Below are 12053 nucleotides of genomic sequence, written 5' to 3'. Positions count from 1 at the left end.
TTAATAAAAAGCCCCCTCTAGATAGTTGAGAGGGGACATTTATGTCTATCTATAATTAGAAATTAAAATCAGCTGCGTTATCTTTAGTAAAATCTGTTGGTGGGCCCATAATGATGGTTTTACCATCTTCCCACACGTCAATTTCACCTACATTTTCAACGTTCAAACCATCTTTTGGTTTTTCCCCTTCAGCTAAACGTTTGGCAAGGGCAACAGTTAAATAGCCAAGTTTATCTGGCTCCCAAAGAATAGCTACATCTAGAGATCCATCTTCTAAATAAGGTGAAGAGTCTTTCGGTAGAGCAGTTCCAACGACTGTAATATCCTCTTGTAGTCCCTTTTCCTGAACAGCTTGGGCTGCCCCAAGAGGTGCGGGTGTAGAGAAAGCCATGATTCCTTTTAATTTAGGATTTGATTTAATTAAATCCAGTGTTTTTTGGTAAGCCACCTGTTGCTTTTCATCCGTCGCAATTTTATCCGACACTAATTCAATTCCAGGATAATTCTCTTCCAGTTCCTTTTTTGCTGCATCAATCCAGGTATTTAAGTTTGCGGCTGAAAGCCCCCCTGTTAAAATAGCGATTTGTCCTTTTTCAATACCCATTTGCTTTACGAGGGATTTAGCGATATGGCGGCCGTATGCTTCATCGTCTATTTGGTGTACCGATAATTCTACAAGGGATTGATCAGCTGGTGTATCCCAGTCCATTACAATTATTCCTTCATCCTTCGCCTTTTGAAGTACCGGTGAGAGTGATGCTGCATCATTTGGCGCTACCGCGATAACATCCACATCTTGACTAATTAAATCTTCAATGACTTTTACTTGCTGAGCAGCATCTGGTTCCGTAGGTCCTGTGTAAATGGTTTCTACACCAAGGTCTTTACCTGCTTGAATCGCTCCTTTTTCAGAAGCATTAAAATATGGTATCCCCATTAATTTTGGAACAACGGCAATTTTCAACTTCTCATTACTACTTCCTCCGCCACTGCTTGCTTTTTCACTGTTTCCAGTTGCTCCTTCTTTTGATACACAGCCTGCTAGCAGTCCCCCAGCTAATATAGCTGTCGCAAAGATCCCTGTAATTTTTTTCATAATGATCCCCCTTTTATTTTCATATTTTTTTATCTGAAATAATTTCAGAAATTTACAAAGCCCTGTTCATTACGCTACAGAGTTTGATGGCAAATTCTTTTGACTTTTTTCATCTAATTTTGTTTTCACAAAGTTAATGACCAATACAGTTATTAAAATAACCCCCATCATTACAGTCACGATAGCACGTGGGACACCCATTAAGTTCAATCCACTTGACAACATTTGGAAAATGAACACTGCGTAAACAGTGCCTATAACTTTGCCATAACCACCTTGTATTTCGGTTCCGCCAAGCACCGCGGCCGCTACACTTTGTAATAAATATGAAGACCCCAGATCTACTTTTGCTGTATTATAACGGGACGTCATAATAATAGAAGCAATTGTGGCAAGAAGTGCCGCATATAAGTACACTCTCATTAATACCCTGCTATTATTTACGCCTGAAAATAATGTGGCAATCGGATTGCTTCCCACCATATAAACGCTTCTGCCCCATTTGGTTTTCGTCAGCAATACCGCTGTAAGTAGAGCAAATAGTGCAAAAATGATGATGGAAAGCGGAACAACCCCCATATAGTAACCGTTTCCAATTAGGCTGTAGCCTTCACTGAATCCTGAAATCGAATTTCCTTTCGTAATGCTTAAAATCACACCTTCAAAAAGGACCATCGTTCCGAGCGTCACCAGTATCGGCGAAACACCGATTTTTGAAATGAGTACGCCGTTAATAATTCCGCAGATCAGTCCGACTAAAACACCAATTAGGATAGCAGCGAGCATTGGGTATCCGCTACTTGCCATAAGTGCGATTGTCACGCCAGACAAAGCAGCAGTATACGTAATTGAAAGGTCAATCCCTCCTGTTACAATCACCACCATCATTGCCAAAGCGATTAAACCGAACTCCGGGATCTGGAACATCATATTGGTTAAATTATTTGATGAAAAGAATCCCGGTACTGAAAAGCTCATTAACACAAATAAACCTGCTGTAATAACCCCTAAAGTATTTTCTTTTGATATTGATAGCCGTTTCATTTTTTCACCTCTTTCTTACGCTTCCACTTCAATTTTTGACAACTTATCTTTTGAACGCTTATATTGAATGTGATCGTATGACACAGCCAGTAATATAATCAATCCAGTGAATACTTTTTGCCAAAACGTATCAATTTTTGCCAAGATAAGACCATTTTGCACAATGCCTAGCAGAAGAACGCCCAAAACCGTACCCAAAATCGTTCCTCGGCCACCCATAATGTTCGCCCCGCCCAAAACAACGGCGGCTATGACCATCAGCTCAAGACCAAGCATTCCATTAGGATCTACAGCCTTTGTATATGCTGTTTGGGCAATAGCTGCGATTCCTGCGAGAAAGCCCATATAGGAGAAGACAAAGATTTGGACTTTATCAAAATTGATTCCTACCCGAATGGCTGAATCTTTATTTCCACCAATCGCCAATACTTCGCGACCGATTAATGTGTATTTCAAAATATACCAAGTAAACAGAGCAACGGCGATAAAAATTAGAATAATAATAGATACACTAAACACCTCAAAACTAGCAAACTTGATGAATACGGTTGGAAAGCTGCTGCTGTTCAAATACTGGCCATTCGTAATGTACAAAACGAGCCCATTAATAATACTCATCATACCAAGCGTTACGACAATAGCTGGAATTTGAATCTTAGCGACAAGCAGTCCATTAAGTGCACCTAAACACACCCCGAGAAATGGCCCGACCAAAAAGAGTAATAGGATAGAGATGGGATGATCAGGCATGATCATCATTACTTTTCCAATGATGACACAAACAGCGCTTGTAACGGCGGCGACCGATACATCAATTCCGCCAGTAATAATGACAAGTGTCATACCCACTGCTAGAATGCCAAGTACAGCATTCCCTTTTAGTACATCCAGTAAATTGTCTGCAGTTAAAAAATACGGGCTTAGGAATGTCAATGTGATACATAGAAGCAAAACAATCAGGGCGATACTGATATCTTTCGACTTCAAAATGGCGTTCATGCACGTACCTCCTCATTTAACGGAAACCCTTTTTTGGAAGGTAATGGGGAACCAAGCAGAGCGTAATTCATGATATTTTCCTGTGTTGCTTCTTCAATACCAAGTTCTCCGGCTATTCTTCCATGTCTCATGACCAAAATTCGATCACTGACAGCAAGTACTTCTGGAAGCTCTGAAGAGATCACAATAATGCCCATTCCTTCAGCCGCCAGTTCCCTCATTAATTTATGAATATCTGATTTCGCCCCAATATCAATTCCGTTGGTCGGTTCATCAATAATTAGGATTCGTGGTTTTGTCGAAAGCCACTTCCCGATTACGACTTTCTGCTGATTTCCACCTGACAGGTCGCCCGCTGCTCTTTTCGGCAAAGCCGGTCTAACATCTAGCGTTTTCACATAGTGATCAGCAAGCTTAACTTCTTCCTTTCGCTTTATTAATTTGAATTTATTTCTCAATTGTTTCAAAACAGGTAATGAAATATTATTGATAATGGACTGGCGAAGAATAAGTCCTTGCGTTTTTCTGCTTTCTGGAATATAGGCAATCCCTTGTTTTACAGCGTGTTCAGAAGACTTGATTTGAGTAGAAACCCCATTTATTTTCACAGATCCATCGTAGGGCCGGTTGACCCCAAATATCGCCTGTGCAAGCTCTGTTCTACCAGATCCGACAAGTCCAGTAATTCCCAGGACTTCTCCAGCTTTCAATTCGAAGGAAATGTCCTTAAAATTACCTTCCTTTGATAATCCATTCAATTCCAAAAGTGTTTTTCCCGTTTTGCCTTTTACCATATTCTTTTTATATAAAATCTGACGTCCCACCATTAGATTGATTAATTTATCTTCATCAAGTTCATTGGTATCGTAAGTGCCTACATATTTTCCATCGCGCAATATAGTAAATCGGTCGGAAACAGTAAATAACTCTTTTAGCTTATGGCTGACAAAGATAATGGAAATTCCGCGATCCTTTAATTTTTGAATAACTCTATAAAGCTTTTGAACTTCCCCAGCTGATAGGGATGAAGTCGGTTCGTCCATTACAATCAATTTAGAATCAAAAGCGAGCGCTCTTGCGATTTCAATCAGTTGTTGTTGAGCAATGCTTAACTTTTCAACCGGTGTATGAACATCAATCTCAAATTCTAGTTCTTTAAGTGCCCGTTTTGCTGTATCCTCCATCTCCGGCCAACTAATCTTTTTCCAAGGTTTTTTGTCGCTATCCCGGCCTATATAGATATTTTCTGCTACAGATAAGTTTGAAAAAAGACTTAGATCCTGATAAATGATGGAAATACCTTTTAACGTAGCATCAATCGGCTTTTGAATTTCTGCTTCTTTTCCTTCAAAGTAAAACTTGGCGCCAAGGTCCGGCCTATAAATGCCTGCTAATATTTTAATAAGCGTTGATTTTCCAGCACCATTCTCCCCTATTAGCGCATGGACTTCACCTTTTTTCACTTCAAGCTGAACGTTATCTAATGCTTTCACACCAGGGAAGGTCTTACTAACATTCTTCATTTGCAATAAGTAATCAGACATGTTTCTCTCCTTTCCCAACATACTCAGTCATAAACTTGATTCAACTTTTGCTTTTTTCCATAGTAATCAATTTTATTGGTTTCACAAAAATGCTCCACTTCTGCTAGCGTGGGCACACCATCCTGGGCCCCCATTTTCATTACCTTCATCGCCGCTACAATTGACGCAAATTCGGCTGCAGATTCGATGGTCTCCCCATCTGCAATTGCACAGGCGAGGGCGCCTGCGAACGAGTCTCCTGCCCCCACTGTATCAACGGCTTTTACAGCAATGGGCTCAATAAAGGAGGTTTCACCGTTTTGATACACCAATGCTCCTTTGTGGCCCAACTTAATAATGCTGTTCTCCACGCCAAAATGATCCTTAAAGAAAACGCCCGCTTTGTACGCACTTTCCTTCGAGTTGACGTCGATCCCGGTCAACACTTTTGTTTCCTGCCAGTTCGGCGTAATCAAATTGGCATACGTCAATGCTTCTTTCGTTACCCCTTCTGCAGGAGCAGGGTCTAGGATAATAAACATATTTTTTTCTTTTGCTCTTTTCATGGCTTGTAGAACAGCCTCTTCAGGAATTTCCATCTGTACAAGTAAAACAGCACTGTCGTCACTGATGGTAGAAAAACAATGATTAATATCATTCCTTGTCAAATGGTCATTTGCCCCTTTAATGACAAGCATGGTGTTTTCTGCGGTAGCATCTACAGTAATGACTGCGCATCCAGTTGGATGATCTGCAACATGTTTCAGGGAGGACGTGTTCACGTTATTTTGAAGAAGAGAGCGTTCTATTTCATGCCCGAATGCGTCCTCGCCAATCGCACCGATTAGCTTTACTGGCTTTCCAAGTTTAGCGCACGTTGTTGCTTGATTAGCGCCTTTTCCACCACTTAATAGTTTCATACTTTCCCCGAAGAGCGTTTCCCCATGGGCAGGATACTGATTAGTGACTGCGACAATATCCATATTAATACTCCCAACCACAACAATCCCTGTCATGCACAACCCTCGTTTTTCATTTTTGTTTGCTCTAAGAATGCCCTGAGTTGGACAACCGCATCTTCCAGTGATATATCTTTATTAAATAAACTGGACGTACCGCATACCAACATGTCGGCTCCATTTTGTAATACACCCGGAATGGTATCGAATCCAATGTTCCCATCTACCTGTATATTGATCTGGTAGCCTTCCGATTGAATTAATTCTTTTATTTTTTTTATTTTCTTATACATAAGTGGTACGAAAGACTGCCCGGCAAAACCAGGATTCACCGTCATCACCGTTACATAATCGACTACATCCAATACATGTTCAAGCTCTGTGATAGGGGTTGATGGATTTAAGGCAACCCCTGCTTTAATCCCTTCATTCTTCAGTTTTTGTAATGATCTCTGTAAATGGGCAGTGGCCTCTGCATGAATGGAAATCATATCAGCCCCCGACTGAATAAAAAGATCTAAATGGTCTTCCGGTCTTTCAACCATTAAGTGAACATCAAATGGTTTATCCGAGAATTGTCTAATACGTTTAATTAGATCCGGTCCCATTGTAAAATTCGGAACAAACGACCCATCCATTACATCTAGATGAAAGAAATCAACACCTGCACCGTCTAATTTTATAACTGATTCTTGTAAATTCCCCATATCTGCACACATAAGTGAAGGTCCAATTAAGGTCATAAAAACACTCCCGTTCCATTTCGTCTGTTGGCAAGAAAGCGTTTTCTTTTTAAGGAAGCGTTTTCTTTATTGATACTTTCACTATAAAGGGATTTGGCATAAGCTGGTAGGTGATAGAATTCGGATAGGGGGGATTTTCTTCGGGACATTTCCATGGAAGAATAAAAAAAGCCCCGAAATGGAAGCTTCTACTTTTTCACCATAACCTCATGATTATCTCTATATTGAGACGGCAATTGTCCTGTCCATTGTTTAAACAGCCGACTAAAATATTTGGTATCTTGATAGCCTACTTTAGAAGCAATGTCGTAAATTTTTAAATCTGTATGACTTAATAATTCCTTCGCCATCTTTAACCGTTCATTTGTTACATAGTCAAGCACGGTTTCTCCCGTCTGATTTTTAAAATACTCACAAAAGTAGGTTGAATTTAAATGGACGTGATTGGCAATTTTTTTTATTGTGATGTTATCGCCTTTATGTTTTTGAATCCATTCTTTTGCCTGGCGTATGGGATCTGTTTGGTCATTTTGAATAGCCTCTTGCTTTTTTAACATATTCATAACCCAGCGCTCTGTATCCTTTTTTAAATTATTAAAGTGAGAAGAGTCATCCGCGATCGTAAATGCTTCCTCAAGTAAATGCGGAAGCTCTTTAAAACCATCACTTTTAATCCATCTATTAATAATTCTAATAGACAAATAACGAACCGATTCTTGAATTAGGAAAGGGGACGTGACATCTTTCAATTCGTTGAAAAATTGCATGAGAGCGCGAATGGCTGCTTCTTCCCCATGCTCCATTGCCTCCACTGTCTCTTCTGCCCATTTATAGATGGATGGCGGCACTTCGATCACTTTATTATAGGAAACATGTTTAAGCATTTCAGTTCTAAAAATTTTATTGCCCCCTTGTATCATTCTATATTGCAAGGTAGATCGTAATTCATCTTTTATATTAACTAAAAAGGTAAGGTCGTCAAACTCATTTCCAAGTGCAATAGAAACCGTAAAAGGGGTATGTCGTTGGACAGTTGTTTTTAATGTTATGCACAATGACTCCATAGCTGTAGCGGTAGTATCCTTAATCAATAACCAGCTAGCATGTAGACTATCTTTCCACATCCAATGTGTTGAATTATCTTCTAGTAAATCTTTTATTAGCTTTTTTATAACAGCATTCCATCTTTCCCAATCTTCGGGTGAAAAACTTTGGGTTTTTGACGATATTTGATCGATTCCGATATGAAGCAGGTAATAGGTTCCTTCTGGAAATTTACGTGTCCATTCTAGTAATGATAGGTCCATTGCATCTTTCCACGTTACTTCCATCAACAATTGAAGCTGCTTTTCATAGGTTAATTTCAAGGCTCTTTCTTCTATCTCTCCTATCTTTTTCATTTCCGTTCGCGCCTCAATTACTTTTTCCTGCACATTCTTCATTTGCAGTTTAAACTTTTCTCGATCAATCGGTTTCAATATATAATCGACAGCACCTTCTCTTAGGGCAGTCTGTACATAGAGAAAATCATCATACCCGCTAATAATGACAGGAAATAGCGTTGGTTTACTTTTTTTTAACTGTTGAATTAACGTTAACCCGTCCATGACTGGCATTTGTACATCTGTTATTAATACATCAACTGTTTCTTCATGATTGATAATTGCATCGTAGGCCTCTTGGCCATCTGAGTAGACACCTACAACCTGCCACTGATCCCCACAAGATTGTACTAGTCTTTCAATACCTCTTCTTATCCTTGGTTCATCATCTACAATGACCGTATTAACCTTTTGAATCATATCCTTTCTCCTCCTCTCTTTGAACATACATGCGTACATGTTGGGCATTTATTTTGGGAAGTCGAATAACCACACTCGTTCCCTTTTCGTATTCGCTATTAATATGTAGGTTATATCGTTCCCCGAACATCATGCCAATTCTTGCATTTACATTGATAATCCCAAAGCCAGAGTCTCGTTTCCTCATTGGGTCCGATTGTAACTTTTCATTTACTTCCATTAATTTGTTTTCTGATATCCCTGGTCCGTTATCGCTAACTATCAGCAAAAGATCTTCATCTCCTGTCTGTGTTGCCTCTCCTGATATTCGTATATGAATGGCTATTTCTTTTCTTTTTTCCAGGCCATATTTAATAGCATTTTCAACGATTGGCTGTAAAACGAACTTAGGTATATAATAATTAACCGTATCTGTCTCTTTTTCAATCTGAAAATACAAGCGATCTTCAAAACGGAATTGTTGGATGCTTAAATAATCCTCGATGTGCTGAACTTCACTGTTTATAGGGACCAAGCTTTCTTTATTACTAATCGAAAAGCGCATCATTCTGCCAAGCAGTGTCACCATCTTCACAACTTCCTCTGTCTCTCCTTCCTCCACAGCCATGCCTATGGTTTCCAGCGTATTATACATAAAGTGAGGATTTATTTGAGATTGAAGAGCATATAATTCTGCTGTTTTTTTTCGCAATTCAATGTGATAATTTTTTTGAATCAACTCCCTTATCTCTGCAAGCATGGATCGAAAACTGCTCGCGAGTATACCGACTTCATCTTTGGAATGTATGGGTATATTCACTAATAAATCGCCTTTTTCCACCCGCTTCATTATATCTCCCAATTCGTTTAGCGGACGTGTAACGGTCCAAGCAAAAAAGATAGAGATCAATGTAGTAATGAGTGTGAAAACGATAAAAATGAAAATGGTCACATTTCTGACGACATCTGTTTTTTCCGTCATATTTTTGATTGGCATACTATGAACGAGTACCCATGGTAGTTCATTTGATTCACTTATACTGATTAAATTCCGTTTTCCATCGATTTCTGTACGAAAACTGCCATTCAGTAATGGGTAATCATATATCTCTTTTTCCACAGATCCAATTTTTGAATGATCCGTATGATAAATCATTTTTCCCTGCTTATTCATAATCCACATCGTAACATTCTCTTCCTGCTGCAAATCCTGAAGTGATTGTTCAAAAAAGCCTACACTGATGGCTATATAGAGCGTACCTAGATTTTTTCTATTATCGAAATCAGTAATTGGTTTGACCAGCATAAAATAAGAGGGGTCCCCTTCAAACGTTAAATTTGTCTGATTAGGAAGGAGCAACTGCATCCCACCTATCAGTCCAAGGTTATCTGCGTACGGCAAGGAACCATCCTCAAACCCAAAATTGTCATAAGGCAGACTAGCACTTGCAAATGTACGATTCTTGGAGACAAGAAAAGCCCCCAAAATATGCGATGAATTGCTATTTAAATAGGTCCTTGTCAAATAACTTTTCATGATATATTCCTCATGTAGCAATGCCGATTTTTTTTTGGATTGGCTGTCTCTTAAAATAGCCATAACATCACCGGAGTTATAAATTAAATCAGGTAAGGTCTCGAGTTTTTGAATTTCATTTTCAATGTTGCCATTTACCTGTTCGACAAGACGCGGAATATATTCGCCTACTTCTTCTTCAATTGATTTTGTGTATTGGTAGTATGCTATAAAGCCTAGGAAGGCCATAGGCAGAACGGTTAATAATGTATAGGTTGTAATTAATTTTGTCGTTAAACGAAAGTTTTTTATCTGGATTCGCTTTTTCCCTTTAAAAATCATACTGGTTCACATTTCCCTTTGTAAAATCGATGGGCTCCCCCATAATGACCATATCACCGTTAAATTTAATCAACCCGATGTTCTTAATGTTCTGTCCCTCATAAGGGATTTCATCATTCAATAAGTTTTTTGCTAGACTAACAGTCAAATAACCCAACTTTTGTGGACTCCATAATGTAATAGTCTGGGCAGCCCCTTCTTGTAAATACGCATTCATTAAATTAGGAGTCGACGTACCGACTACGGCTACTTTCCCTATTTTCCCTGCATCTTTCACAGCCTGAGCCACAGCAGGAGGGTTAACCGTTGAAATACCAATAATCCCTTTTAAGTCTGGGTATTTTTTAAATAACTTTTGTGTTACCGCATACGCTTTGTGAATATCTTCGTTTGTATATTCCACTTCAACTAGTTTCATAGTTGGATAATACTCTTTTTGTTGTATTTGAATCCAGTCAATCCATGTATTTAGATTAGCAGCGGTAGGAGATCCTGTCATAATCGCATACTCCCCTTTTTCTTCCATTTCTATTGCGAGAGTATCCATTACATGGCGGCCAATTATCTCAGGATCTACCATGTTCACAAAAAAACTTCTGTATGATGCATTAGTATCAGAATCCCAGGTGATCACCTTGATTCCTTTACTCTTTGCTTTTTGTAGCACACTACCTAATTTATAGGGATCATTTGCAGATACCGCAATGACGTCTACTTTTTTGGCAATCAATTTTGTTATAATCGCTTCCTGCTGTTCAGAACTAGCGGTAGGTGGTCCTGTATAAATGACCTTAACACCTAAGTCATTTCCCGCCTCCAACGCCCCCTCTTCTACCGCGTTAAAATAAGGAATCCCGTCAATTTTAGGCACAATAGCTATGGTATACGGATCTTTTTTATTCTCTTCAGGTCTTGTAGTGACGTCGGTAGGTTCTTTTTCTTCATCGCTGTAAATAACTTCGTATTCTGGAGAATGATCACAGCCGCTTAGTATAAATAAAAACAAAATAAAAAAGATGGGCTTCCTTAACATGATTAGCTACCTTCTTTCTTAAATTCTAAACATTAGCTCGTATCCTAGGTACTGTATCAATAAAGAACGACATGAGAAATACCGTTCTCATTCAGTTAAGTTAACTGTTGCTTCTCATTTAAGAAAACGGTTTCATTTTATTGATAAAAGAACTAGCTGATAGCTCAATCATTTCTTTTCTGATTAGGAAAACCTCTATATTGAAAAGAGATCTCATGGTGTCTATATAATTTCATGTCAAGTGATACCATTCTTGGTTATGTTCTGCTAACAATCTTAAATATACGAAAAGTAGAATCTAAAACTATGAAAATGTGTATTCAATTATCAAGAGTGGCGGCCCTTTCTCTTTCTCTTCTATAATGTAAAAAAATACACACTATTGTACATTTTGAACCCCATCATAAAAACCCCATCTTTTTTTTATTTTATTATTGAATTTTACTGTTTTTGAAAGGTTTGTCAAATTAAAATTACAAACATTTTATAAAATTTAAAATATTTTAATATTTGCAAAAAAATATTTTTATATTATAGTTTTTACTTGCTTATAACGTTTACAAATATCCATTTATTGATTCAAAAAAACAACTATATATCCCAAGAAAGCATTCTACGTAATGACATTCTCTTTTTCCTTTTTTAATAGCAGCGTTGATTATATCAAACTGCGTATGATATCTTGGATGATGCTCATAACCTATTGAAAAATGCTTACCTTATACCTGTTGTCCTCAATCCTCCATCTAGTTTTCAACTGAAAAATACTGCTTAACGAAACGCTTTCCATCAAAAAATAAAAATATACCCATAGACAGAACTTCGCGATAATTCTGGCTATGGGTATATTTTATAAAAAAAGGAAGCACCTTTCTTATTGGGTTTCCTTTTAGCTATATGGTTTTTCTTTTTCTAAAAAGGAATTCTTTTTTTGTGTGCTAGCTTTCCTCTCTCTTTATCATCCTTTAGAAGACACCAAATCAACTCTTTGTATGAATCGATAGACCCAATATTATT

At 38.2% G+C, this 12053-nt stretch carries 9 protein-coding genes; all 9 read right to left on the bottom strand.

Annotated elements, in window-relative coordinates; translation table 11 throughout:
* Positions 1–55 precede the first annotated feature (55 nt).
* Positions 56–1096 carry an autoinducer 2 ABC transporter substrate-binding protein gene (locus JFU50_RS28730; protein ID WP_201225345.1) on the bottom strand — a complete coding sequence of 347 codons (1041 nt, stop codon included), beginning with the start codon at positions 1094–1096 and terminating at the stop codon, positions 56–58.
* Between the two features lie 69 nt (positions 1097–1165).
* Positions 1166–2140, bottom strand: a complete 975-nt coding sequence (locus JFU50_RS28725; RefSeq protein ID WP_201225344.1) for an ABC transporter permease — start codon at positions 2138–2140, stop codon at positions 1166–1168.
* Between the two features lie 15 nt (positions 2141–2155).
* Complete coding sequence (locus JFU50_RS28720) at positions 2156–3139, bottom strand: ABC transporter permease (RefSeq protein ID WP_201225343.1); 984 nt, start codon at positions 3137–3139, stop codon at positions 2156–2158.
* Entirely contained in the window at positions 3136–4683 is a 1548-nt protein-coding gene (locus tag JFU50_RS28715) for a sugar ABC transporter ATP-binding protein (protein WP_201225342.1), read from the bottom strand. Before JFU50_RS28715 ends, JFU50_RS28720 begins: the two co-directional genes overlap by 4 nt.
* A 23-nt stretch (positions 4684–4706) precedes the next feature.
* Positions 4707–5678, bottom strand: a complete 972-nt coding sequence (gene rbsK, locus JFU50_RS28710; RefSeq protein WP_201225341.1) for a ribokinase — start codon at positions 5676–5678, stop codon at positions 4707–4709.
* A complete protein-coding gene (gene rpe, locus JFU50_RS28705) occupies positions 5675–6364 on the bottom strand; it encodes a ribulose-phosphate 3-epimerase (RefSeq protein WP_201225340.1) in 690 nt (229 codons plus the stop codon). The genes rbsK and rpe overlap by 4 nt, the downstream gene beginning before the upstream one ends.
* Positions 6365–6552: 188 nt before the next feature.
* A complete protein-coding gene (locus JFU50_RS28700; RefSeq protein ID WP_201225338.1) occupies positions 6553–8166 on the bottom strand; it encodes a response regulator in 1614 nt (537 codons plus the stop codon).
* On the bottom strand, positions 8150–10003 hold the full coding sequence (locus tag JFU50_RS28695; RefSeq protein ID WP_201225335.1) for a cache domain-containing sensor histidine kinase: 1854 nt from the start codon (positions 10001–10003) through the stop codon (positions 8150–8152). Before JFU50_RS28695 ends, JFU50_RS28700 begins: the two co-directional genes overlap by 17 nt.
* Positions 9993–11036, bottom strand: a complete 1044-nt coding sequence (locus tag JFU50_RS28690; RefSeq protein ID WP_201225333.1) for an autoinducer 2 ABC transporter substrate-binding protein — start codon at positions 11034–11036, stop codon at positions 9993–9995. Before JFU50_RS28690 ends, JFU50_RS28695 begins: the two co-directional genes overlap by 11 nt.
* Between the last annotated feature and the right edge of the window lie 1017 nt (positions 11037–12053).

The sequence above is a fragment of the Peribacillus sp. TH14 genome (assembly GCF_016651145.1).
Lineage (GTDB): Bacteria > Bacillota > Bacilli > Bacillales > DSM-1321 > Peribacillus > Peribacillus butanolivorans.
Note: the sequence above shows the minus strand (reverse complement) of the source record. Positions and strands in the feature narration are given on the sequence as shown.

Coding starts and splice junctions, on each gene's coding strand:
- JFU50_RS28715 (WP_201225342.1), bottom strand. CDS start 4,683: ATGTCTGATTACTTATTGCAAATGAAGAATGTTAGTAAGACCTTCCCT.
- JFU50_RS28730 (WP_201225345.1), bottom strand. CDS start 1,096: ATGAAAAAAATTACAGGGATCTTTGCGACAGCTATATTAGCTGGGGGA.
- JFU50_RS28695 (WP_201225335.1), bottom strand. CDS start 10,003: ATGATTTTTAAAGGGAAAAAGCGAATCCAGATAAAAAACTTTCGTTTA.
- JFU50_RS28690 (WP_201225333.1), bottom strand. CDS start 11,036: ATGTTAAGGAAGCCCATCTTTTTTATTTTGTTTTTATTTATACTAAGC.
- rbsK (WP_201225341.1), bottom strand. CDS start 5,678: ATGACAGGGATTGTTGTGGTTGGGAGTATTAATATGGATATTGTCGCA.
- JFU50_RS28700 (WP_201225338.1), bottom strand. CDS start 8,166: ATGATTCAAAAGGTTAATACGGTCATTGTAGATGATGAACCAAGGATA.
- JFU50_RS28720 (WP_201225343.1), bottom strand. CDS start 3,139: ATGAACGCCATTTTGAAGTCGAAAGATATCAGTATCGCCCTGATTGTT.
- JFU50_RS28725 (WP_201225344.1), bottom strand. CDS start 2,140: ATGAAACGGCTATCAATATCAAAAGAAAATACTTTAGGGGTTATTACA.
- rpe (WP_201225340.1), bottom strand. CDS start 6,364: ATGACCTTAATTGGACCTTCACTTATGTGTGCAGATATGGGGAATTTA.